Source organism: Microbacterium sp. HMH0099 (assembly GCF_049384025.1).
Taxonomy (GTDB): Bacteria; Actinomycetota; Actinomycetes; order Actinomycetales; family Microbacteriaceae; genus Microbacterium.
Window position 1 is genome coordinate 79,280 of record NZ_JBMRJR010000003.1, and the last position, 22,071, is coordinate 101,350.

Sequence of the window (22,071 nt, forward strand, 5' to 3'; positions counted from 1 at the left end):
GGCGCCCCGAAGTGGGGCGTCAGCGCCGCCTCGCGCTCAGCCCGCATACCCGAGCCGCGCGTCCAGGATCTGCAGCAGGCGCGTGCGCAGCGGCACCGACGACCATCCGTGGTCCGCACCATCGATCACCGTCAGCGTCGCATCCGGGAGCAGGTGCTCGTACCGGGCCCCGTAGGCGACGGGGACGATGTCGTCCGCCGTGCCGTGCACGATGTCGACGGGACCGGGGTACGCGAAGACGGGACCGTAGACGTCGAAGCCATCGCGGACCTCGGCGATGAACGGCATCCCGAGCGCCATACCGCCGAAGTCGAACCACCCCTGCTCCCGCGCGGGGGCGAGCGACTGGCCCTGGATCTCGTCGTGAACGGTGATGTCGTCCACGACGACGCCCGCAGGCGACCACAGCGTCAGGGTGGCGACGGCGTCGGGGAGGCGCGCCGCCGCGAGGGCCGACTCCACCGCGCCCAGGCTGTGCGCGACGACGTGCACGGTCCCGCCGGCGGCGAAGTCCTCGATCATCTCGACGACCTGATCCACCTCGTCGCCGAGGGTGATGTCGGCGAACTCGCCGTCGCTGGCCCCCTGGCCGAGGCGGCTGTAGCTGCGGACGACCGCGCCGAGGGCGGCGAGGTGCCGCGCGGTCTGGACGAACAGCTGACGGCCGCCCATCTCGTCCGCCCCGAAGCCGTGGACGAGCAGGACGCGCGGCGCATCAGCGACCGCTCCGGCAGCGGGCTCCCACTGCCGACCGCGGAGGATTCGGCCGACGTGGGCCAGCTCGACCGGTGTCACGCGCGGTTCGGCGGCCATCAGTTGGTCCGCTCCGTCCACCCGGCCGGCAGGTCGCCCGGCGCGATGTCGATCACCGACTCGTCGTCCTCGCCGACGTGCTCGAAGAGGGTGATGTGCGCGAACTCGGGGACGACGTAGATCGGGTACGTCGGCCCCTTGTCGCGGTGGCGCCGCATGTCGTCCAGATGGTCGTTCTGGAACAGCACCGTCTTCCGCCCGTCGAGCTCGACCCAGCGCGGGAAGAAGATCGTGCCATGCAGCACGCGCGCCTCGGGGAGCACGTTCACGACGACGCTCGTCCCGGTCGGCTCGTTCCACGACACTTTGAAGACGCCGGGAGCCAAGGCGACGAGATCGACGGTCTGGTCCTTGACCCATCGGCCGCCGACGTGTCCGGAATGGATGCGGTAATCGATGGTGTCGGCGTTCTTGACGTACATCTCGTACTGCCAGCCGTTGGCATAGGTGTAGACGAAGCGGTGGCCGACGATCCCGGTGAGATCCTGCGGCGGAGCGGGTCGAGCGACCGTGGTGGTGATGTCCATGAAGCGATGGTGTGCCTAAGGTAGTTTTTTGTCAAACCTACTTTTCTCCTAGACTTCACGCATGGACGATGGCGCTCTCCGCACCGCGCGCGCGCTCAGCGATCGGCTCGGACCCCTTCGGCGAGCCGTCCTGCGGACCTCGCGCGCCGCGGCCGACCTGCCCGACATCCCGGATGCGCAGATCGAGGTCATGCGCACGCTCGCCGCGACGGGCGGCAGCGCTCCGTCCGACCTCGCCGCGGGCCTGGGCCTCGCCCGGTCGACGGTCAGCAACCTCCTCTCGCAGATGGAGAAGGGCGGTCTCATCGAGCGACGCGTGGTCCCCGGCGACGGTCGCCGCAGCGTCGTCGCCCTGTCGCCGCTCGCGAGCGCGCGCCTCCACGCCTTCGACGACGCCGCGACCGAGGTGATCGTCTCCGCCCTCCTCGACCTCCCCGCGGGCGACCTCGACGCCATCGCCGGCGCGCTCCCCGCCCTCGAACGTCTCCAGCACGTCATCGTCGACACCTGAGGGCGGGGGGAGGGGGATGCGGCCACCTCGCGGCATCCGTCCCCCACCTCGCCGGCGGCGCGACGACCTGCCGTACGCGCGAACGCCCGGCGAAAGGCAGAAGGCCCGCCCCGCGCGATGCGGGACGAGCCTTCCGGAGATCGGCGGCTCAGAGAGCGGCGACCGACTTCGCGATGGCCGACTTGCGGTTCGCGGCCTGGTTGGTGTGAATGACACCCTTGCTCACGGCCTTGTCGAGCTTCTTGGTCGCGGTGGCGAGGGCCTTCTCGGCGGCCTCCTTGTCACCGGCCAGGACGGCCTCGCGGGTGCGGCGCACGTGGGTCTTGAGCTCGCTCTTGACGGCCTTGTTGCGCTCGCGCGCCTTCTCGTTGGTCTTGTTGCGCTTGATCTGCGACTTGATGTTCGCCACGTCGACGGTCTTTCGTTTGAGTGAGTGTTGGAAGTGCCGGGCGAGCGGTAGAGGGACGCCGCACCGGCGGTCGTGGAGGTCGGGAAAAACCCCACACGCAAGCCAAGAGTCGAGTCTAACAGGTCGAGGCCTCGACCGTGGTGAGCGCCACGTCCAGCAGCGCGTTGAAGACGCGCGGCCGCATGGCGGTCACGAGGTGGGTCGTCCGCGGCACGACGATCAGCTCCGCGTCGCGGGCCACGCGGAGGAACAGGCGCTCGTTGACGCGCAGCTGGTCCCACTGGCCGTTGACGAACCACAGCGGCACGTCGATGCGCGCGAGCGCGGCGAGCAGGTCCAGCACGGACAGGCTCCGCAGCGCCGTGTCCTGCGCGTCGAACGCGTAGCCGCCCGCGCCGAAGTCCTCGCGCGTCTCGGGCGGCAGCGTGCGGTCCAGCACCCGGTTGGTCAGCGCGAGCCCCCGATCCGGCAGGCTGTCGAACCGCCGCGCGAAGAACCGGTACGCGGCCAGCCCGACCCCGCGCGGGATCGACGTGCACGAGGCGGCGACGAAGGCGGCCACCGGCGGTCGGTCCTCCCGCCCCACGTACTCGATGCACAGCAGTCCGCCCATCGAGTGCCCGACGAGCAGGACGGGACCGCGGGCCGCGGCATCCCGGACCGCCCGATCGATCGTGGCGAAGGCCTCCTCGAGCGTGAAGGTCTCGCCGCGTCGCGTGCCGTGCCCGGGCAGGTCGACCGCCGTGGCGGCCGTGCCGCGCTGCGCGAGGTGCGCGACCTGCGCGCGCCACATGGTGGCCGACGTCCGGATGCCGTGCACGAACACGACCTGGACCCCACCCATGGCATCCACTGTAAGAGCCCGCCCGACAGACGCCGAGATCGCACGATCGGGCCGAGAGCACACGCTCGTGCGCCCTCGGACCGTGGGTGCTCGCGCGGGACGTGCGATCTCGACCGGGGAGCCGGACGTGCGCGACGAAACAGGAGCCGGGATGCCGCCGGCCCCGACGCCCGCGGACGGCGACGTCGCCGCGCCACCGTAGAATCGACGGAACATGTCACCGCGCGCCCTGAAGCCCCTCGAGCCGTCTGCCACCCCGCCGGAGCAGATCCGCAACTTCTGCATCATCGCCCACATCGACCACGGCAAGTCGACGCTGGCCGATCGCATGCTGCAGATCACCGGCGTCGTCAGCGACCGCGACATGCGGGCGCAGTACCTCGACCGCATGGACATCGAGCGCGAGCGCGGCATCACCATCAAGTCGCAGGCCGTCCGGATGCCGTGGGCCACGAGCGACGGCACCTTCGCGCTGAACATGATCGACACCCCCGGGCACGTCGACTTCACGTACGAGGTCAGCCGCTCGCTCGCCGCGTGCGAGGGTGCGATCCTCCTCGTCGACGCCGCGCAGGGCATCGAGGCGCAGACGCTCGCCAACCTCTACCTCGCGCTCGAGAACGATCTGACGATCATCCCGGTCCTCAACAAGATCGACCTGCCCGCGGCCGACCCCGAGAAGTACGCGGCAGAGCTCGCCGGCCTCATCGGCGGCGACCCCGCGGACGTGCTGCGCGTCAGCGGCAAGACGGGAATGGGCGTCGAGGAGCTGCTGGACCTCATCGTCGAGAAGATCCCCGCCCCGGTCGGCCAGGCCGACGCCCCGGCGCGCGCGATGATCTTCGACTCCGTTTACGACGCCTACCGCGGCGTCGTCACCTACGTCCGCATGATCGACGGCTCGCTGCAGCCGCGCGAGCGCATCCAGATGATGTCGACCGGCGCAACTCACGAGGCCCTCGAGATCGGCGTGTCCAGCCCCGAGCCGGTGCCCACCAAGGGGCTCGGCGTCGGCGAGGTCGGCTACCTCATCACCGGCGTGAAGGACGTCCGCCAGTCCAAGGTCGGCGACACCATCACGACGCACCGCAAGCCCGCCACCGAGGCCCTGGCCGGCTACACGGACCCGAAGCCCATGGTCTTCTCGGGTATCTACCCGATCGACGGCAGCGACTACGCGGAGCTCCGCGAGGCGCTCGACAAGCTCAAGCTGTCGGACGCGTCGCTGCAGTACGAGCCGGAGACCTCCGTCGCCCTCGGCTTCGGCTTCCGCTGCGGCTTCCTGGGCCTCCTCCACCTCGAGATCATCACCGAGCGCCTCTCCCGCGAGTTCGGCCTCGACCTCATCACCACCGCGCCGTCGGTGACGTACGAGGTCGCCACCGACACCGGCGACGTCGTCTCGGTCACGAACCCCAGCGAGTACCCCGACGGCCGCGTCGCCGAGGTGTCGGAGCCGATCGTCAAGGTCGGCATCCTGCTCCCCAAGGACTACGTCGGTACGGTCATGGAGCTGTGCCAGTCCCGCCGCGGCACGCTCCTCGGCATGGAGTACCTCAGCGAGGACCGCGTCGAGCTGCGCTATCACATGCCCCTCGGCGAGATCGTGTTCGACTTCTTCGACCACCTCAAGAGCCGCACCCAGGGCTACGCGAGCCTCGACTACGAGCCCGCCGGCTCGCAGACCGCGGACCTCGTCAAGGTCGACATCCTCCTGCAGGGCGAGAAGGTGGATGCCTTCAGCTCCATCGTCCACCGCGAGAAGGCGTACAGCTACGGCACGATGATGACCGAGCGGCTGCGCAAGCTCATCCCGCGCCAGCAGTTCGAGGTGCCCATCCAGGCGGCGATCGGCGCGCGGATCATCGCGCGCGAGAACATCCGTGCCATCCGCAAGGACGTCCTCGCCAAGTGCTACGGCGGTGACATCACCCGCAAGCGCAAGCTCCTCGAGAAGCAGAAGGAGGGCAAGAAGCGCATGAAGATGGTCGGCCGCGTCGAGGTGCCCCAGGAGGCGTTCATCGCCGCGCTCTCCGGCGACGTCGACGGCAAGAAGTAGCCCCGGCTCCGCCCCTCCACCCTCCCCCCAGCCCCGACACGTACCCTGGAACCATGCGCCGGCAGAGCTTCACCGACGACACCGTCGACTACGCGGCGGTCGGCGCCACTCAGGCGCACGACCTCATGCAGTACCCGCCCGAGAAGTCCCTCCCCGCCGAGGACGCCTGGCGGATCGGCAGCGGCGAGGAGCGCTTCACCGCCGCGAGCGAGCAGCTGCTCGCCTGGGGTCCGCTCCGCGGCGGCGACCTCCGCATCAGCGACGTGCGGCCGGCGGGCGGCCCCGGCTACACCGGCGTCGCGTTCGACGCCGATGGCGCACCCGTCGCCCCCAGCCGCCTCGACGCCGACCAGCGCTTCGACGCGGACGGCACGCCGTTCGTGAGCGCCGGAGCGGGCGTCCGCCTGCACGGCCGGGTCGACGGCCACCGGGCCGACGCCGAGCTGAGGGTCATCTCGGTGATCGAGGAGCCCCGCCGCGTCGGGTACATCCTCGGCACGGTCGGGCACTCGCTCGTCAGCGGCGAGGAGCTGTTCGTCCTGGAGTGGCGCGACAACGACGAGGTCTGGTTCATCGTCCGCGCGTTCGACCGCCCCACGGCCCCCACCTACCGCCTGTTCAAGAGCCGGGTGCGCCGCCGCCGCCGCGCGCTGTTCACGCGCTACCTGCGGGCGATCTCGCCGCTGTACGCGTCCTGATGGGCGGACCCCTCCCGCTCGGCGACCCGGCCCCGGCCGACGGCCTGCTGCCGGCCGACGTCACGGCCGATCCCACGAAGGACTTCGGCGTCTACCTGCACGTGCCGTTCTGCCGCGTCCGCTGCGGCTACTGCGACTTCAACACCTACACCTCCGGAGAGCTCCGCGGCGCCCGTCAGGACGAGTTCGCCGACACGCTCGCACACGAGGTGCGCCTCGCGAGACGGGTGATGGATGCCGCGGGCCCGAGACGCATGGCATCCACCGTCTTCTTCGGGGGCGGCACGCCCACGCTCCTGCCCCCGGGCGACCTCGCGCGCATGCTGGACGCGGTGCGGGCGGAGTTCGGGATCGTCGAGGGGGCCGAGGTCACCGTGGAGGCGAACCCGGACACGCTGGACGACGCGGTGGCCGCCACGCTGGCCGCCGCCGGGGTGACGCGCGTGTCGATCGGGATGCAGTCCGCCCGTCCGCACGTCCTGGCGGTGCTCGACCGCACCCACGACCCCGCCAACGTCGCGACCGCGGTGGCCGCCGCGCGCGGCGCCGGGCTCGACGTGTCGCTCGACCTCATCTACGGCGCACCGGGGGAGTCGCTGGAGGACTGGCGCGCCTCGCTGGAGACGGCGGTGGCGCTGCAGCCCGACCACATCTCCGCGTACGCCCTCATCATCGAGGACGGCACCAAACTGGCCCGGCAGATCCGCTCGGGGCTCGTGCCGATGCCGGACGACGACCTCCAGGCCGACATGTACGAGCTGGCCGACGACCTCCTCGCCGCGGCCGGGTACGACTGGTACGAGGTCTCGAACTGGTCGCGCGGGGTCGATCACCGCTCCCGCCACAACCTCGCCTACTGGCGCGGGACGGACTGGTGGGGCTTCGGTCCGGGCGCGCACAGCCACGTCGGCGGTCTGCGCTGGTGGAACGTCAAGCACCCCGCCGCCTACGCCCAGCGGCTCGCGGCGGGGGAGTCGCCGGCCGCCGCGCGCGAACGGCCCGACGAGGAGGCCCGGCGCCTGGAGTCGGTGCTGCTGCGCAGCCGCATCCGCGAGGGTCTCGCCGTCTCGGAGGTGCAGGGGGAGGGCCGCCGCGCCGTCGCCGCTCTCATCGCGGACGGGCTCATCGAGGGCGGGGACGCCGTGCGGGGGCGGATCGTGCTCACCCGGCGCGGCCGCCTGCTGGCCGATGCCGTCGTCCGCGCGCTGACGGTCTGAGCCGGTCGCGCTCCCACGTCCGGCGCGCGGAATCGGACACGTCGCCGCGTCTGCGCGCGTCCGAGGCGCCGGGGCGGGGGCATCGATTAGAATTGGCACTCCCGTCAGCGGAGTGCCAGCAGGAAGGAGCGGAGCGTGGTATCTGAACGCGGCCTGCAGGTGCTCCGTGCGATCGTGCAGGACTACGTCGACACGCGCGAGCCGGTCGGCAGCAAGGCGATCGTCGAACGGCACGCGTTCGGCGTCTCGGCGGCCACCATCCGCAACGACATGGCCCTGCTCGAGGACGAGGAGCTCATCGCCGCCCCGCACACCTCGTCGGGACGCGTGCCGACGGACAAGGGCTACCGGGTGTTCGTCGACCACCTCGCCGAGCTCCGCCCGCTCTCGGGCGCGCAGCGCAGCGCCATCACCTCGTTCCTCGACGGCGCCGGCGACCTCGACGACCTGCTCGCGCGCACGGTCCGGGCGCTCACGCAGCTGACCGGCCAGGTCGCGATCGTGCAGTACCCGTCGTTCGCCCGGGCCAACGTCAGCCACGTCGAGCTCGTCGCCCTGGGCGGACCGCGGGTGCTCGTCATCATCGTCACCGACACCGGCCGGGTCTCGCAGCGCATCGCGCTCGTGGGGCACGAGCCCGACGAGAACGACGTCATCCAGCTGCGCTCCCGCATCGGCGCCCTGCTCGTCGGGCACAGTGTCGGAACGGCCGTGCAGCGGGTCGCCGCACACCTCGCCGAGCCGACCCGGGCGGGCATGCCGCTCGACCAGATCGTCGACGCCGTGCTCCGGGTCGTCGCCGAGGAGCTCGAGGGCTTCCGACAGGACCGGCTCGTCATGGCCGGTGCGGCCACCCTCGCCAAGCGCGAGCAGGACTTCCGCGGCAGCATCTACCCGCTGCTGGAGGCCATCGAGGAGCAGGTGACGCTGCTGCGCCTCATGAGCGAGATGGTCGCGGACGACCAGGGCCTCTCGGCCAGCATCGGCCGCGAGAACGAGCCCTTCGGCCTCGTCGAGGCCTCCGTCCTCGCGAGCCGCTACGACGGCGCCGCGGGCGGCGCCCGGGTGGGCCTGCTCGGCCCGACCCGGATGGACTACTCCTCCAACCTCGCGGCGGTCCGCGCCGTCGCGCACTATCTCACCCGGTTGCTCGAAGACGACGACAGCGCGCGCTGACGAGCATCCCGACCGACGACGACACCCGCACCCGCGGACAGGAAGGCGACTGTGGCTGACCATTACGAGGTCCTCGGCGTCGCGCGCGACGCCAGCCCCGACGACATCAAGCGCGCGTACCGCCGTCTGGCACGCGAGCTGCACCCCGACGTGAACCCCGGCGAGGACGCGTCCGAGCGCTTCAAGCTCGTCACCCATGCCTACGACGTGCTGAGCGACCCCGACCAGCGCCGCCGCTACGACATGGGCGGCGATCAGAGCCCGTTCGGCGGTGGGGGAGCGGCCGGGTTCGGCGGCTTCAGCGACATCTTCGAGACGTTCTTCGGCGGCGCCCAGGGCGGCGGCGGTCGCGGCGCGCGTCCCCGGTCCCGCCGGGAGCGCGGTCAGGACGCGCTCGTGCGCGTCACCCTCGACCTCGGCGACGTCGTGTTCGGTGTCCACCGCGACCTCGAGGTCGACACGGCCGTGCTGTGCGAGACCTGCCAGGGCTCGTGCACCCAGCCCGGCACCAGCGAGGTCACCTGCGACATCTGCCACGGCAGCGGCCACGTGCAGCGCACCGTTCGGAGCCTGCTCGGCAACGTCGTCACCAGCCAGCCCTGCACCGTGTGCCACGGTCACGGCACGACGATCCCCTACCCCTGCGGCACGTGCCAGGGGCAGGGCCGGGTCCGCGCCCGGCGCACGGTGTCGGTCGACATCCCCGCCGGTGTCGAGTCGGGCCTGCGCCTCCAGCTCCCGGGCTCCGGCGAGGTCGGCCCCGCCGGCGGCCCGAACGGCGACCTCTACATCGAGATCACCGTGGCCACCCACGACGCCTTCAGCCGCGAGGGCGACGACCTGGTCGCCACGCTCGAGGTCTCGATGCCCGACGCGATCCTCGGCACGACCACGTCGATCGAGTCGCTGGACGGCTCCGTCGACCTGGAGGTGCGCGCCGGCGTGCAGTCCGGCGACGTCCTGACCATCAAGGGACGCGGCATCACCCCGCTGCGCGGCTCCCAGCGCGGCGACCTCAAGGTCGGCGTGCACGTGGTGACGCCCACGCGTCTCGATCACAAGGAGCGCGCCCTCATCGAGGAGTTCGCCAAGCGCACCAAGGCCCCGAAGCCGCGCCTGGCCGAGCACCAGCAGGGAATGTTCTCGAAGTTCCGCGACCGCTTCCGGCACTGAGCGTGGCGCTGCACTTCGTCACCGACGACGCCGCCGCGGCGCGCCCGGGCGACGACATCGCCCTCACGGGCGCGGAGGCGCACCACGCCGCCGCCGTCCGGCGCGTCCGCGTCGACGAGGCGGTGACCCTCGGCGACGGCCGCGGCGTGTGGCTCGAGGGAGTCGTCACGGCGGCCACGCCGAAGCAGGTCGACGTGCGCGTGACCGGCCGCACCGAGCTGCCGGCCTCGGCGCCGCGCATCGTGCTCGTCCAGGCGCTGGCCAAGGGCGACCGCGACGAGCTCGCCGTGCAGGCCGCGACCGAGCTGGGCGTGGACGCCATCGTGCCGTGGCAGGCCGCTCGCAGCGTGTCCCGGTGGGACGCCAAGGCCGAGAAGGGCCTCGCCCGCTGGCGGACGATCGTCCGCGAGGCGGCGAAGCAGGCCCATCGCGCCTGGATCCCTCCGGTCGAGGGCGTCGCCCGCACGGCCGACCTCGTCGCGCGGGCGGGCACGTCCCAGGTCCTCGTGCTCGAGCCGTCGGCATCCGATCGCCTGTCCGCCGTCGCCGCGGAGCCCTCCGACGGACGCGACATCGTGCTCGTCGTCGGCCCCGAGGGCGGGATCGCCCCGGAGGAGCTCGCCGCGCTGGCCGACGCCGGCGCCCGTCTCGTCCGTCTCGGCGACACCGTGTTGCGAACCTCCACCGCGGGAGCGGCGGCGATCTCGGTCCTCTCCGCCGCGTCCGGCCGGTGGTGACGGTTCCCCTCGAAGGCGCCCGCGCCCGTCCCGCCCTGGGCGTCGGACCCCGTCGATAGACTGGATGCCATGACCGAGCCGTCGATCTTCACGAGAATCCTGCGCGGCGAGATCCCGGCCGAGATCGTCGCCGAGACCGAGAACGCCTTCGCCATCCGCGACATCGCCCCGCAGGCGCCCGTGCACCTGCTGGTCATCCCCAAGACCGAGCAGTACCGCAACGTCGTGGAGCTCGCCGCGGGCGACCCCGACCTGCTGACCGAGATCATCGGTCTGGCCAACTCCGTCGCCGCCGAACACGCGGACGGCGACTTCCGACTCGTCTTCAACACCGGCGCCGGTGCCGGTCAGACGGTCTTCCACGTGCACGCCCACGTCCTCGCGGGCGGCCTGAACGAAAAGAGCCTGGGTGGCTGACTCCTCCGAAGGACCCGTCGTCGAGCGCATCTACGCCGACGGCGTCGCGATGGTGCAACTCCTCGGACCGCAGGACCGACTCCTGCGCGTCGTCGAGAAGGAGCACCCCGGTGTCGACGTGCACGTGCGCGGCAACGAGATCACGCTCTCCGGAGAGGCGGACGCGGTCGCCGCGGCGAAGTCCCTCGTCGACGAGCTGATGACGATGACGCGCAACGGCCAGGGCCTGGACCCGTCCGACGTCTCGAGCTCCAGCCGCATCCTGCGCAACGACGGCGGACCGCGTCCCTCCGAGGTGCTCGGTGAGGCGATCCTGTCGTCGCGCGGCAAGGTCATCCGCCCCAAGACGCTCGGGCAGAAGGCGTACGTGGATGCCATCGAGGAGAGCACGATCGTGTTCGGCATCGGCCCGGCCGGTACCGGCAAGACCTACCTCGCCATGGCGAAGGCCGTGCAGGCGCTGCAGCGCAAAGAGGTCAGCCGCATCATCCTGACGCGTCCGGCGGTCGAGGCGGGGGAGCGGCTCGGCTTCCTGCCCGGCACCCTCACCGACAAGATCGACCCATACCTGCGGCCGCTGTACGACGCGCTCAACGAGATGATGGACCCCGACATCGTCCCCAAGCTGATGGCGACGGGCACGATCGAGGTCGCCCCGCTGGCGTACATGCGCGGTCGCACGCTCAACGACTCGTTCGTCGTGCTCGACGAGGCGCAGAACACCACGCCCGAGCAGATGAAGATGTTCCTCACGCGCCTGGGCTTCGGCACGCGCATGGTCGTCACCGGCGACATCACGCAGATCGACCTCCCCCAGGGGGCCTCCGGCCTCCGCCTGGTCACCCGCGTGCTGGGCGACATCGACGACATCCACTTCTCGTACCTCACCAGCGACGACGTCGTGCGGCACACCCTCGTCGGGCGGATCGTGGACGCGTACAGCGAGTACGACGAGAAGAAGCTGGCCGCGCGGCGCGAGCGCGACGAGGCCAGCGAGCTCGCCACCCGTGCGGAGCGACGCGGCCCCCGGGCCGCGGGTCCCCGCGATCACCTCCCGAGACGAAACCGTTCATGACGATCGACATCAACAACGAATCCGGCCACGAGATCGACGAGCAGGTCCTGCTCCGTCTCATGGAGCACAACCTCGCCGAGCTCCACGTGAGCCCCGACGCCGACGTCGCCATCGTGCTCGTCGACGAGGGCGCCATGGAGTCCCTCCACGTGCAGTGGATGGACGAGCCGGGTCCGACCGACGTCCTCAGCTTCCCCATGGACGAGCTGCGCCCGGGCTCCGAGGACGCGCCGACCCCGGCCGGCCTCCTCGGCGACATCGTCCTCTGCCCCGCCGTCGCGGAGACCCAGGCGGTCGCGGCAAAGCACTCCACGCAGGACGAGCTGATCCTGCTGACCACGCACGGCCTGCTCCACCTCCTCGGCTTCGACCACGCCGAGCCCGAGGACGAGCGCGAGATGTTCGGCCTGCAGCGGGAGCTGATCACCGGGTTCCAGGCCGTCGAGCGCCGCCGGCGCGCATGACCGCGACCCTCCTCCTCGTCGCCGCCCTCCTCCTCGTCGCCTTCGGCGGGTTCATGGCGGCGTCGGAGGCGGCGCTGGGCGTGACGTCCCGCGCCGATCTGGCGGAGCTGGGGGCGAGCGGGCGCAACGCCCGTGCGCTCCAGCGCATCGCCGCCGACCCGAGCGCGCACGTCACCGCGGTCGTGTTCATCCGCGTCCTCGCCGAGACCACCGCGGCGGTGCTCGTCACCGCCGCGTTCATGCTGCTGTTCGAGAACATCTGGCTGGCCCTGCTGGCTGCGGCCGTCCTCATGAGCGGCATCTCCTTCGTCGCGGTCGGGGCCTCGCCGCGTACCGTCGGCCGCCAGCACGCCCGCGGGCTCCTCCGCGGCGGCGCCCCCGTCATCCGCGGCATGCGCCTGCTGCTCGGACCGCTGGCGCACGGCCTGGTCGCGGTCGGCAGCCGCATCACGCCCGGGGTGTCGCACTCGACGTCGTTCGCCTCCGAGGAGCAGCTGCTCAGCATCATCGACGAGGCCGCCGAGAACGAGCTCATCGAAGAGGACGACCGCGAGCTCATCCACTCGGTCTTCGACTTCACGGACCGCTACGTCCGCGAGGTGATGGTGCCCCGCACCGACATGGTGACCGTGGATGCCACCGCCACCTCGCGCGCCGCCCTCGCGCTGTTCCTCGACAAGGGCGTCTCCCGCGTGCCGCTCGTCGACGACGAGGCGGACGATGTGGTCGGCATGCTCTACCTGAAAGACCTGGTCCAGTTCGGGTTCCGCGACGAGGCCGGCTGGCGCGACGCGCCGATCCGCCGCATCGCGCGACCCGCCGTGTTCGTGCCCGAGTCGATGAAGGCCGAGACGCTGCTCCAGCAGATGCGGCGCGACGCCGTGCACGTCTGCCTCGCCGTCGACGAATACGGCGGCGTCGCCGGTCTGGTCACCCTGGAGGACCTCATCGAGGAGCTCGTGGGCGAGATCGCCGACGAGTACGACCTGCCCTCGACCGAGGTCGTCGAGCTGGAGGAGGGCCGCTACCGCGTCAGCGCCCGCCTCGGTCTCGACGAGGTCGGCGACCTGTTCGGCCTGGAGCTCGACGACGAGGACGTCGACTCCATCGGCGGCCTGCTCGGCAAGGCGCTCGGCCGCATCCCCCAGCCCGGGGCGACCGCGGAGCACTCCGGGCTCCTCATGACCGGCGGGGCCTCGCGCGGCCGCAACCGCGGCATCGCCACCGTCTTCGTCGAGCGCGCCGACACGGACGACCACGACACCGACGACGAGAACGTCCGCGAGAGGACCGAGAGATGACCGACACCACCCGTTCCGGATTCGTCACCTTCGTGGGGCGGCCCAACGTCGGCAAGTCGACGCTGACCAACGCCCTCGTGGGCGAGAAGGTCGCGATCACGAGCGAGAAGCCGCAGACGACGCGCCGAGCCATCCGCGGCATCGTCAACCGCCCCGGCGGACAGCTGGTGGTCGTCGACACTCCTGGCATCCATCGTCCCCGCACCCTGCTGGGTCAGCGCCTCAACGACCTCGTCGAGCAGGTGCTCGGCGACGTGGACGTCATCGCGTTCTGCGCCCCCGCGAACGAGAAGGTGGGTCCGGGGGACCGGCGCATCGCCGAGTCGCTGTCGGGCTACCCCCGGGCCAAGAAGGTCGCGCTGGTGACGAAGACCGACGCCGCGAACCGGGAGCAGATCACCGAGCGTCTCATCGAGGTGGACGCACTTCGTGAGGACTGGGACGCGGTCATCCCGCTGTCGGCGGTCACCCGCGACCAGCTGGACGTCCTCAGCGACGAGCTGCTGGCCCTCATGCCCACGGGTCCCGCGCTCTACCCGGACGACGTGGTCACCGACGAGACCCTCGAGGATCGCATCGCCGAGATCATCCGCGAGGCGGCGCTGGAGGGCGTGCGCGACGAGCTGCCCCACTCGATCGCGGTCACCGTCGACGACGTCGCCCCCCGCGAGGACAGCGACCTCACCGACGTCTACGCCAACATCGTCGTCGAGCGCGACAGCCAGAAGGCGATCATCATCGGCCGCAAGGGCTCGCGTCTCGCCGACGTCGGCGCACGCGCACGCAAAGGCATCGAACCGCTCGTCGGCGGCCGGGTGTACCTTTCGCTGCATGTGCGCGTCGCCAAGGAGTGGCAGCGCGACCCGAAGCAGCTGGGGCGCCTCGGCTTCTGACGCGCCCGACGCGCTCCGACACGACGACGAGAGGTGGATGCCATGGCGATGAGGTGGACGGCGCCGCAGCCCGGGCCGATCGACGGCTGGCGTTTCGACGAGGTCGAGGTCGCCCCGCCGGGGCCCGGCGAGGTCACGATCCGCGTGCACGCGGCGGGGATCAACCCCGCCGACGCCAAGCACGTCGCCCGGGCCCGTCCCGGCGCGACCTTCCCCGTGCCGATCGGCTACGAGCTGTCCGGCGAGATCGTCGCCGTCGGCCCGGACGCCGTCGGCGGATCCGGTGAGCTGGCGGAGGGCGACGAGGTCGTGGCCTTCCGCGTGCAGGGCGCCTACGCCACCGCGCTCACGGTCCCGGCCCGCGACGTGTTCGCGAAGCCGTCGACCCTCTCGCACCCCGAGGCGGCGAACCTGCTGCTGGCCGGCACGACAGCGGCCGAGATGATCCAGGTCACCCGTGTCGCCGAGGGCGACACCGTCCTGCTCCACGCCGCCTCCGGCGCGGTGGGCGTGAGCCTCCTGCAGCAGGCGCGGGCGCTCGGCGTCACGGTGATCGGCACGGTGGGACCGGATGCCGCGGAGTCGGCCGACCGCGTCCGCCGGTACGGCGGTATCCCGGTGGCGTACGGCGACGGGCTGCGCGACCGCGTCGCGGAGGCGGCCGCGGGGGCGCCCATCGCGGCCGCGTGGGATGCCGCGGGCACCGACGAGGCGATCGACGTCTCGCTGGAGCTGGTGGCGGACCGCGACCGCATCGTGACGATCGTCGACCCCGCCCGCGCCGAGAAGGACGGGTTCCTGTGGATCGCCGGGTCGCGGCCGGAAAGCACTCGTTTCCGCGACATCGCCCGCGCGCGGGTGCTCGAGCTGGCGGCATCCGGAGCCCTCGAAGTCCCCGTCGCGCGCACGTATCCGCTCGCCGACGCAGTCGAGGCGGTGCGCTTCGTCATGACCGGACACCCCGGCGGCAAGGTCGCCCTGCTGCCGTGACCGGGCGGGATCCCCGCCCGAGGTGCTGCTACGATCGCAGGATGCGCTTCGGTGGCCTGCTTCTTCTTAGCTGCCGCGACGAGTCCTCGTTCTAGGGCCTTCCTCGTCGCGGAGATCGTCGTCGGCCCCACCGAACGAAATCACAGAAGCGACAGATCATGAAGAACACCCAGAAGCCCACCTCCGCTCCGGTCCACAAGTACCGTCCGTTCCACGAGCAGATCCGCGTCGACCTGCCGGACCGCACCTGGCCGTCGAAGCGCATCGAGACCGCGCCCCGCTGGTGCGCCGTCGACCTGCGTGACGGCAACCAGGCGCTGATCGACCCGATGAGCCCCGAGCGCAAGCGCGTCATGTTCGACCTGCTCGTGAAGATGGGCTACAAGGAGATCGAGGTCGGCTTCCCGAGCGCCAGCCAGACCGACTTCGACTTCGTCCGTCAGCTGATCGACGACGACCTCATCCCCGACGACGTCACGATCCAGGTGCTGACGCAGGCGCGGGAGCACCTCATCGCCCGCACGTACGAGGCCATCGCGGGCGCCAAGCAGGCGATCGTGCACCTGTACAACTCCACGAGCGTGCTCCAGCGGGAGGTCGTGTTCCGCACCGACCAGGACGGCATCGTCGACATCGCCCTCGAGGGCGCGCGCCTGTGCAAGAAGTACGAGGCGACGATCCCGCAGACCGAGGTGTACTACGAGTACTCGCCCGAGAGCTACACCGGCACAGAGCTCGAGTTCGCGCTGCGCATCTGCAACGAGGTGCTCGAGGTGTTCCAGCCGACGCCGGAGCGCAAGGTCATCCTGAACCTCCCCGCCACGGTCGAGATGGCCACGCCCAACGTCTACGCCGACTCGATCGAGTGGATGTCGCGCCACCTGAACCACCGCGAGAACGTCATCCTGTCGCTGCACCCGCACAACGACCGGGGGACGGCCGTCGCGGCCGCCGAGCTCGGCTACCTGGCGGGCGCCGACCGGATCGAGGGATGCCTCTTCGGCAACGGCGAGCGGACGGGCAACGTCGACCTGGTCGCTCTGGGCATCAACCTGCTGACGCAGGGCATCGACCCGCAGATCGACTTCAGCGACATCGACCAGGTCAAGCGCACGGTCGAGTACTGCAACCAGCTGCCCGTGCCCGAGCGCAGCCCATGGGCCGGCGACCTCGTCTTCACCGCTTTCAGCGGGTCCCACCAGGACGCGATCAAGAAGGGCTTCGAGGCGATGGAGGCCCGCGCGACCGCCGAGGGCAAGAGCATCGACGAGATCGAGTGGGCCGTCCCGTACCTGCCCATCGACCCGAAGGACCTCGGCCGCTCGTACGAGGCCGTCATCCGTGTCAACTCCCAGTCGGGCAAGGGCGGGGTCGCCTACCTGCTGAAGGCCGACCACGCGATCGACCTGCCCCGCAAGCTGCAGATCGAGTTCTCCGGCGTCGTGCAGGCGCGCACGGACGCCGAGGGCGGCGAGGTCTCCAGCGGTCAGATCTGGGACATCTTCACCGACGAGTACCTGCCGTCGCAGGACGACGACCAGCGCTGGGGCCGGTTCGAGCTGCTGTCGACGCGCTCCTCGAGCGACATGTCCGGCGACGTCCACCTCGACGTGTCGCTGCGCGACGGTGACGCCGTGCAGCCCGCGTCGGCCGTGGGCAACGGCCCCGTGGCCGCGTTCCTCGAGATCGTGCGCGCGCAGGGCTTCGACGTCACCCTCTACGACTACGTGGAGCACGCGCTGAGCTCGGGCGGCGACGCCCAGGCGGCGGCGTACGTCGAGCTGCAGGTCGACGACCAGCGCCTCTGGGGCGTCGGCATCGACGGCGACATCTCGACGGCGTCGCTGAAGGCGATCGTCTCGGGCGTCAACCGCGCCATCCGCACCCGTCAGGCCTCTGGCGCCCTCGCCGCCGTCTGAGGACGTCGTCGTGTCCTACGCCCACGGACACCACGAGAGCGTGCTGCGTTCCCACGCCGCGCGCACTGTCGCCGACTCGGCGGCGTACCTGGTGTCGTCGCTGTACCCCGGCGCCAGCATCCTCGATGTGGGAGCCGGGCCCGGCACCATCACCGTCGACCTCGCCGACCGGGTCTTCCCGGGGCGGGTCGTCGGGGTGGATGCCGCTTCCGACGTCGTCGAGGTCGCTCGCGCGGCGGTTGCGGGGCGCACGAACGTGGAGTTCCGCGTCGGCGACGCGTACGCGCTCGACCTCCCCGACGCGTCCGTCGACATCGTCCACGCGCACCAGACGCTGCAGCACCTGGCGCGACCCGTCGACGCCCTACGCGAGTTCGGCCGGGTGGCCGGCCCCGACGGGCTCGTCGCGGTGCGCGACGTGGATTACGGCGGCGTGATCTGGCATCCGCAAATCCCCGCTCTCGACGAGTGGATCGAGACCTACCACGGCGTGCACCGCGGCTCGTCGGGGGAGCCCGATGCGGGTCGGCGCCTCAAAGCGTGGGCGCGCGAGGCCGGGTTCACCCGGATCGATGGGAGCGCGAGCGTGTGGGTGTTCGACACGCCCGACAAGCGCGCGTGGTGGGGCGGGATGTGGGCCGATCGCGTCCTCGCCTCGGCGTTCGCCGATCACGCGCGAGCGCTCGGGCTCGCCGACGACGCGCTCCTGCGGCGGATCTCCGACGCCTGGCGCGAGTGGGCGGCGCATCCTGACGGGTGGATCCTGCTGCCGCACGGCGAAGTCCTCGCGCGCTGGTGAAAGCGGGGGAGGGCGTCGGTGCGAGGATGAAAGCGTGATCCGCGTCGATGCCCTCTACCGCTACCCCGTGAAGGGCTTCACGCCCGAACGCTGCCCGCGTCTGGTCGTCCAGACGGACGGGCGCGTCCAGGGCGATCGTGCACTGGTGTTCGCCTTCGCCGACGTCGACCACCCCGACGAGGCGACGTTCCCGAAGAGCCGCGGGCTCGCGCTCATGACCTTCCCCACGCTCGCCCGCATCGCTCTGACCCTCGACGACGCGACGGACCGGCTGCGTCTCCGCGTCGACGAGATCGACGTCGAGGCGGATCTCGACGAGGACGGACGCCGACGGCTCGCCGAGGCCGTCACCGCCTATCTCCGCACCTCGTCCGACGCGAAGCTCCTCGACCGCGACGGCATCCTGCCGCTGCAGCTGATCGGCGACAGCCGCACCGCGCGATTCCAGGACCGTCCGCAGGGCTACATCTCGCTGCACGGCGCGGCCTCGGTCGACGCCCTGGATGCCACGGTCTCCGCGCCCGTCGACGACCGACGGTTCCGTTCCAACATCGTCGTCTCCGGCGCCGCCCCCTGGGCCGAGCTCGACTGGCGCGGACGCGTCCGCATCGGCGAGGTGGAGTTCGAGGTGCAGAAGCCGATCGAGCGCTGCGCGGCCATCACCGCCAACCCGGACACCGGCGTGCGCGACGCGCGACTGCTGCGGGTGCTCACGACGGAGTTCGCGCAGACCGAGCCGACGCTCGGCATCCTGCTCCTGCCCGTCGACGGCGGCGGCAAGATCGCCGAGGGCGACGAGGTCGTCCCGCTCGGCTGAGGGTCCCGCACCGCGCGACGCGGGCGGGACCGTCTGCGACGTTCAGGACGCGTCGTCGGTGCGGATGATCGGGATGCCGGTGGTCTCGACCGCCACCTTGCGGCGGTAGAGCTTCCGCTGCTCGGGCAGGGACAGGTCGAAGATGACCGCGAGCACGCGGATGACCGTGGTGACGGCCACGCCGATCACCGCCGCGATCGGCAGCGGCACACCGAACGCCGCCGTGGTCGCGAGCACCGCGCACCCGCCGCCGGCCGCCACCGCGTAGAGCGAGCCAACGTGCATGATGGCGACGGGCAGGCCCATCAGCACGTCCCGGAGGACGCTGCCCCCGGCCGCTGCCACCACGCCGACGAAGACCGCGGGCACCGCCGGCATGCCCAGCGCAAGCGCCTTCGACGTGCCGAAGGCACCGAACAGGCCGATCACGACGGCGTCGAGCATGACGATCGCACGGTTCAGGCGCTGGAAGATCCCCGAAAGCAGCATCCCCACGATCGAGGCGAGCGTCGCGGTGATGAGGTACCAGTTGCTCTGCAACGTCGCCGGGGTGAGGCCGAGCAGGAGGTCGCGGATGAGACCGCCGCCCATCCCCAGCAGGATGCCAATGATTGCCACTCCGAGCAGGTCCAGGCGCCGCTGCCCCTGGAAACCCGACGCGAACAGCGCCCCCTGCACCCCGCCCAGGGCGACGGCTGTCAGATCCGCCCACAGCGGGATGACGAAGGTCGGCGTGTCCACGGCATCCATTCTCCCGGGTCGGGCGGCCCGTGCCCGTCTGCCGGACCGGCGGGGCGGGTGTGGCCGGAAGAGGCCGGTGCGACGCCCCCGCGGCCGTACGCCCTGCCGACGTGCGTCACCCGAGCCCAGGCGCGCCGCACGGCCGACTCCCGGTGACGCGGGTCGATAATGGACTGTGCCCACCTACCGCGACGAAGTCGTGGTCCTGCGTACCCACAAGCTGGGGGAGGCGGACCGCATCGTCACCCTCCTCAGCCGCCGCAACGGCAAGATCCGCGCGGTGGCCAAGGGCGTCCGCCGCACGTCGTCGCGCTTCGGGTCGCGTCTGGAGCCGTTCATGGTCGCGGACGTGCAGCTGTACCGCGGTCGCACGCTCGACATCGTGCAGCAGGCCGAGTCGCTCGGCTCGTACGGGGCCGACATCGCGGTGCACTACGACCGCTACACCACGGCGAGCGCGATGGTCGAGACGGCGGACCGGCTGAATGAGGCCGAGGCCACGCCGCAGCAGTACCTGCTGCTGGTCGGCGGGCTGCGGTCGCTGGCGCGCGGCGACCACGCGTCGCGGAGCGTGCTGGACTCCTATCTGCTGCGCGCGATGGCGCTGTCGGGCTGGGCGCCCGGTCTCGGCGAGTGCGCCCGCTGCGGGACCGTCGGCGACCACGACTACTTCCTCGCCCAGCTGGGCGGCGTCATCTGCTCCGCGTGCGCCCCCGCCGGCTCCCCGCGCGTCGCGCGCGACACCGTGGACCTGCTCCGCGCCCTCATCGCGGGGGAGTGGGACATCGTGGACGCCGCCCCCGACCGGACCACCGCCGCCGCCTCGGGACTGGTCGCGACGTACGCGCAGTTCCACCTCGAGCGCGGCATCCGCTCCCTCTCGCACCTGGATTCGAGGCGATGACCCCCAAGCCCTTCACGCACCGCGACGCCGTCCCCTTCCGCCCGGTCGACTGGACCGCGGAGTACCCGCCGGCGTTCCCGAAGGGGGCGGTGCCGGAGCACGTCGCCATCGTCATGGACGGCAACGGCCGGTGGGCCAACCGGCAGGGCCTGACGCGCGTCGAGGGACACCGCGCGGGCGAGGCGGCGCTGCTCGATGTCGTGGCCGGCGCCATCCAGGCCGGCGTGAAGCACCTGTCGGTCTACGCCTTCTCGACCGAGAACTGGTCGCGCTCGCCCGACGAGGTCCGCTTCCTCATGGGCTTCAACCGCGAGGTCCTGCACCGTCGCCGCGACCAGCTCAACGAGTGGGGCGTGCGCATCCGCTGGTCGGGTCGCAAGCCGCGCCTGTGGGGCTCGGTCATCAAGGAGCTCCAGCACGCCGAGCGCCTGACCGAGGGCAACGACGTGCTCACCCTGACGATGTGCGTGAACTACGGCGGGCGCGTGGAGATCGTGGATGCCATGCGTCGCATCGGCGAGGACATCGCGGCCGGGCGGCTCAAGCCGTCGGCGGTGACGGAGAAGCTCATCCGCCGGAACCTCTACCAGCCCGACATGCCCGACGTGGACCTCTTCGTCCGGTCCAGCGGCGAGCAGCGCACCTCGAACTTCCTGCTGTGGGAGTCCGCCTACGCCGAGATGGTCTTCCTCGACACGCTGTGGCCCGACTTCCGGCGCACGCACCTGTGGGACGCCATCGGCCTGTACCTGTCGCGCGACCGCCGATTCGGCGGCGCCGTCGACACCCCGGACGCCGCCGACACCCCGGACGCCGCCGACCGGTGAATGCCGCTGCGGGAATAGTTCGACGTCGAGGAAGGTTGCAGGCGACATGACGGATGCCATCAAGATCGACGTGTGGAGTGACATCGCCTGCCCCTGGTGCTACATCGGCAAGCGGAACCTCGAGAACGGACTGGCCGCGACGGCCTCCGACGACGACGCGCCGGTCGTGGAGATCGAGTACCACTCGTTCGAGCTCTCTCCCGACACCCCGGAGGACTTCGACGGGGGCGAGGTGGACTACCTGTCGCAGCACAAAGGCATCTCGCCGGAGTCGGCGCGGGAGATGCTGGACCGCGTGACCGGCGTGGCCGCCGAGGCGGGTCTGGCCTACCGGTTCGACATCCTCAAGCACACCAACACCGTCAAGGCTCACGAGCTCCTGCACTTCGCGAAGGAGAACGGACGCCAGCTCGAGCTGTCGGAGCGCCTCATGTCGGCGTACTTCCTCGAGGGGCGCCACGTCGGGCGCGACGACGACCTCGTCGCCCTGGCCGTCGAGGTCGGCCTGGACGAGGCCGCCGCCCGCGACGCCCTGTCGTCGCAGCGCTACCGGCCCGCCGTCCGCGCGGATCAGGAGCAGGCGCAGCAGTACGGCATCACGGGCGTGCCCTTCTTCGTCATCGACGGCAAGTACGGCGTGAGCGGGGCGCAGCCGGTCGAGGCTTTCGCCCAGATCGCACGGCAGGTGTGGGGCGAGCGACGCGAGGCCGCGGCCGCCGCTCCCGAGGGCGCGAACGCCTGACCGCCTTTCCTCCCCAGC

At 71.4% G+C, this 22,071-nt stretch carries 24 protein-coding genes; 19 read left to right on the plus strand and 5 right to left on the minus strand.

All coding sequences use genetic code 11. The annotated features are described in order from the left end of the window. Nucleotides 1–36 precede the first annotated feature (36 nt). Both ACO03V_RS07570 and ACO03V_RS07575 read right to left on the minus strand, forming a co-directional pair. Nucleotides 37–813, minus strand: coding sequence for an alpha/beta hydrolase (locus ACO03V_RS07570; protein WP_423137177.1), 777 nt, complete (start codon nt 811–813; stop codon nt 37–39). Further along, complete coding sequence (locus ACO03V_RS07575) at nt 813–1,340, minus strand: phenolic acid decarboxylase (RefSeq protein WP_423137178.1); 528 nt, start codon at nt 1,338–1,340, stop codon at nt 813–815. Before ACO03V_RS07575 ends, ACO03V_RS07570 begins: the two co-directional genes overlap by 1 nt. A 61-nt stretch (nt 1,341–1,401) precedes the next feature. Between ACO03V_RS07575 and ACO03V_RS07580 the strand changes: the two genes are divergently transcribed. Then, on the plus strand, nt 1,402–1,851 hold the full coding sequence (locus ACO03V_RS07580; protein WP_423137179.1) for a MarR family winged helix-turn-helix transcriptional regulator: 450 nt from the start codon (nt 1,402–1,404) through the stop codon (nt 1,849–1,851). Nucleotides 1,852–1,999: 148 nt separating this feature from the next. On the opposite strand, the gene rpsT is transcribed toward ACO03V_RS07580, so the two are convergent. Further along, complete coding sequence (gene rpsT, locus ACO03V_RS07585) at nt 2,000–2,260, minus strand: 30S ribosomal protein S20 (protein ID WP_367726728.1); 261 nt, start codon at nt 2,258–2,260, stop codon at nt 2,000–2,002. Between the two features lie 115 nt (nt 2,261–2,375). Then, nucleotides 2,376–3,104 (minus strand): alpha/beta fold hydrolase, encoded by a 729-nt coding sequence (locus ACO03V_RS07590; RefSeq protein WP_423137180.1) that lies wholly within the window; start codon nt 3,102–3,104, stop codon nt 2,376–2,378. A gap of 214 nt (nt 3,105–3,318) precedes the next feature. Between ACO03V_RS07590 and lepA the strand changes: the two genes are divergently transcribed. From lepA to ACO03V_RS07665, 15 genes are all read left to right on the plus strand, one after another. Then, a complete protein-coding gene (lepA, locus tag ACO03V_RS07595; RefSeq protein WP_423137181.1) occupies nt 3,319–5,163 on the plus strand; it encodes a translation elongation factor 4 in 1,845 nt (614 codons plus the stop codon). Between the two features lie 53 nt (nt 5,164–5,216). Next, nucleotides 5,217–5,861 carry a DUF1990 family protein gene (locus ACO03V_RS07600; protein WP_423137182.1) on the plus strand — a complete coding sequence of 215 codons (645 nt, stop codon included), beginning with the start codon at nt 5,217–5,219 and terminating at the stop codon, nt 5,859–5,861. Beyond that, the gene (gene hemW, locus ACO03V_RS07605; RefSeq protein ID WP_423137183.1) at nt 5,861–7,078 is read left to right on the plus strand and encodes a radical SAM family heme chaperone HemW; all 1,218 of its coding nucleotides are present in this window, start codon (nt 5,861–5,863) and stop codon (nt 7,076–7,078) included. The genes ACO03V_RS07600 and hemW overlap by 1 nt, the downstream gene beginning before the upstream one ends. Nucleotides 7,079–7,213: 135 nt before the next feature. Further along, nucleotides 7,214–8,254: a heat-inducible transcriptional repressor HrcA gene (gene hrcA / locus ACO03V_RS07610; RefSeq protein ID WP_367726733.1), complete on the plus strand. Its 1,041-nt coding sequence runs from the start codon at nt 7,214–7,216 to the stop codon at nt 8,252–8,254. Between the two features lie 51 nt (nt 8,255–8,305). Further along, a complete protein-coding gene (gene dnaJ / locus ACO03V_RS07615) occupies nt 8,306–9,427 on the plus strand; it encodes a molecular chaperone DnaJ (RefSeq protein WP_423137184.1) in 1,122 nt (373 codons plus the stop codon). 2 nt (nt 9,428–9,429) lie between these two features. Next, nucleotides 9,430–10,164: a 16S rRNA (uracil(1498)-N(3))-methyltransferase gene (locus ACO03V_RS07620; RefSeq protein WP_423137185.1), complete on the plus strand. Its 735-nt coding sequence runs from the start codon at nt 9,430–9,432 to the stop codon at nt 10,162–10,164. A 69-nt stretch (nt 10,165–10,233) separates the two neighbouring features. Further along, a complete protein-coding gene (locus ACO03V_RS07625) occupies nt 10,234–10,581 on the plus strand; it encodes an HIT domain-containing protein (protein ID WP_367726736.1) in 348 nt (115 codons plus the stop codon). A gap of 49 nt (nt 10,582–10,630) precedes the next feature. Further along, complete coding sequence (locus tag ACO03V_RS07630) at nt 10,631–11,656, plus strand: PhoH family protein (protein ID WP_367727587.1); 1,026 nt, start codon at nt 10,631–10,633, stop codon at nt 11,654–11,656. Then, on the plus strand, nt 11,653–12,120 hold the full coding sequence (ybeY, locus tag ACO03V_RS07635; RefSeq protein WP_423137186.1) for an rRNA maturation RNase YbeY: 468 nt from the start codon (nt 11,653–11,655) through the stop codon (nt 12,118–12,120). Before ACO03V_RS07630 ends, ybeY begins: the two co-directional genes overlap by 4 nt. Next, nucleotides 12,117–13,421, plus strand: a complete 1,305-nt coding sequence (locus tag ACO03V_RS07640; RefSeq protein ID WP_423137187.1) for a hemolysin family protein — start codon at nt 12,117–12,119, stop codon at nt 13,419–13,421. Before ybeY ends, ACO03V_RS07640 begins: the two co-directional genes overlap by 4 nt. Then, nucleotides 13,418–14,314 (plus strand): GTPase Era, encoded by an 897-nt coding sequence (gene era / locus ACO03V_RS07645; RefSeq protein ID WP_367726739.1) that lies wholly within the window; start codon nt 13,418–13,420, stop codon nt 14,312–14,314. Before ACO03V_RS07640 ends, era begins: the two co-directional genes overlap by 4 nt. Nucleotides 14,315–14,356: 42 nt before the next feature. After that, a complete protein-coding gene (locus ACO03V_RS07650) occupies nt 14,357–15,304 on the plus strand; it encodes a quinone oxidoreductase family protein (protein WP_423137188.1) in 948 nt (315 codons plus the stop codon). A gap of 158 nt (nt 15,305–15,462) precedes the next feature. Continuing rightward, on the plus strand, nt 15,463–17,223 hold the full coding sequence (leuA, locus tag ACO03V_RS07655) for a 2-isopropylmalate synthase (protein WP_423137189.1): 1,761 nt from the start codon (nt 15,463–15,465) through the stop codon (nt 17,221–17,223). A gap of 10 nt (nt 17,224–17,233) precedes the next feature. Beyond that, the gene (locus ACO03V_RS07660) at nt 17,234–18,022 is read left to right on the plus strand and encodes a methyltransferase domain-containing protein (RefSeq protein ID WP_423137190.1); all 789 of its coding nucleotides are present in this window, start codon (nt 17,234–17,236) and stop codon (nt 18,020–18,022) included. 34 nt (nt 18,023–18,056) lie between these two features. Further along, complete coding sequence (locus ACO03V_RS07665) at nt 18,057–18,839, plus strand: MOSC domain-containing protein (protein ID WP_423137191.1); 783 nt, start codon at nt 18,057–18,059, stop codon at nt 18,837–18,839. A gap of 42 nt (nt 18,840–18,881) precedes the next feature. Here ACO03V_RS07665 and ACO03V_RS07670 read toward each other — a convergent pair whose 3' ends face one another. Further along, nucleotides 18,882–19,580 (minus strand): trimeric intracellular cation channel family protein, encoded by a 699-nt coding sequence (locus tag ACO03V_RS07670; RefSeq protein WP_367726744.1) that lies wholly within the window; start codon nt 19,578–19,580, stop codon nt 18,882–18,884. Nucleotides 19,581–19,755: 175 nt separating this feature from the next. On the opposite strand from ACO03V_RS07670, the gene recO reads away from it, so the two are divergent. Genes recO through ACO03V_RS07685 form a run of 3 tightly spaced genes read left to right on the plus strand, consistent with a single transcriptional unit; the run spans nt 19,756 to nt 22,053 of the window. Continuing rightward, nucleotides 19,756–20,484, plus strand: coding sequence for a DNA repair protein RecO (gene recO, locus ACO03V_RS07675; protein ID WP_423137192.1), 729 nt, complete (start codon nt 19,756–19,758; stop codon nt 20,482–20,484). Beyond that, nucleotides 20,481–21,311: an isoprenyl transferase gene (locus tag ACO03V_RS07680; protein WP_423137193.1), complete on the plus strand. Its 831-nt coding sequence runs from the start codon at nt 20,481–20,483 to the stop codon at nt 21,309–21,311. Before recO ends, ACO03V_RS07680 begins: the two co-directional genes overlap by 4 nt. A gap of 46 nt (nt 21,312–21,357) precedes the next feature. Then, nucleotides 21,358–22,053, plus strand: coding sequence for a DsbA family oxidoreductase (locus tag ACO03V_RS07685; RefSeq protein WP_367726747.1), 696 nt, complete (start codon nt 21,358–21,360; stop codon nt 22,051–22,053). Nucleotides 22,054–22,071 lie beyond the last annotated feature (18 nt).

What these genes read in the sequence shown, in the direction of transcription:
- ACO03V_RS07570 (WP_423137177.1), bottom strand. Translation starts at nt 813, where the DNA reads ATGGCCGCCGAACCGCGCGTGACACCGGTCGAGCTGGCCCACGTCGGC.
- ACO03V_RS07575 (WP_423137178.1), bottom strand. Translation starts at nt 1,340, where the DNA reads ATGGACATCACCACCACGGTCGCTCGACCCGCTCCGCCGCAGGATCTC.
- ACO03V_RS07580 (WP_423137179.1), top strand. Translation starts at nt 1,402, where the DNA reads ATGGACGATGGCGCTCTCCGCACCGCGCGCGCGCTCAGCGATCGGCTC.
- ACO03V_RS07590 (WP_423137180.1), bottom strand. Translation starts at nt 3,104, where the DNA reads ATGGGTGGGGTCCAGGTCGTGTTCGTGCACGGCATCCGGACGTCGGCC.
- lepA (WP_423137181.1), top strand. Translation starts at nt 3,319, where the DNA reads ATGTCACCGCGCGCCCTGAAGCCCCTCGAGCCGTCTGCCACCCCGCCG.
- ACO03V_RS07600 (WP_423137182.1), top strand. Translation starts at nt 5,217, where the DNA reads ATGCGCCGGCAGAGCTTCACCGACGACACCGTCGACTACGCGGCGGTC.
- hemW (WP_423137183.1), top strand. Translation starts at nt 5,861, where the DNA reads ATGGGCGGACCCCTCCCGCTCGGCGACCCGGCCCCGGCCGACGGCCTG.
- ACO03V_RS07625 (WP_367726736.1), top strand. Translation starts at nt 10,234, where the DNA reads ATGACCGAGCCGTCGATCTTCACGAGAATCCTGCGCGGCGAGATCCCG.
- ACO03V_RS07630 (WP_367727587.1), top strand. Translation starts at nt 10,631, where the DNA reads ATGGTGCAACTCCTCGGACCGCAGGACCGACTCCTGCGCGTCGTCGAG.
- ybeY (WP_423137186.1), top strand. Translation starts at nt 11,653, where the DNA reads ATGACGATCGACATCAACAACGAATCCGGCCACGAGATCGACGAGCAG.
- ACO03V_RS07640 (WP_423137187.1), top strand. Translation starts at nt 12,117, where the DNA reads ATGACCGCGACCCTCCTCCTCGTCGCCGCCCTCCTCCTCGTCGCCTTC.
- era (WP_367726739.1), top strand. Translation starts at nt 13,418, where the DNA reads ATGACCGACACCACCCGTTCCGGATTCGTCACCTTCGTGGGGCGGCCC.
- ACO03V_RS07650 (WP_423137188.1), top strand. Translation starts at nt 14,357, where the DNA reads ATGGCGATGAGGTGGACGGCGCCGCAGCCCGGGCCGATCGACGGCTGG.
- leuA (WP_423137189.1), top strand. Translation starts at nt 15,463, where the DNA reads ATGAAGAACACCCAGAAGCCCACCTCCGCTCCGGTCCACAAGTACCGT.
- ACO03V_RS07680 (WP_423137193.1), top strand. Translation starts at nt 20,481, where the DNA reads ATGACCCCCAAGCCCTTCACGCACCGCGACGCCGTCCCCTTCCGCCCG.
- ACO03V_RS07685 (WP_367726747.1), top strand. Translation starts at nt 21,358, where the DNA reads ATGACGGATGCCATCAAGATCGACGTGTGGAGTGACATCGCCTGCCCC.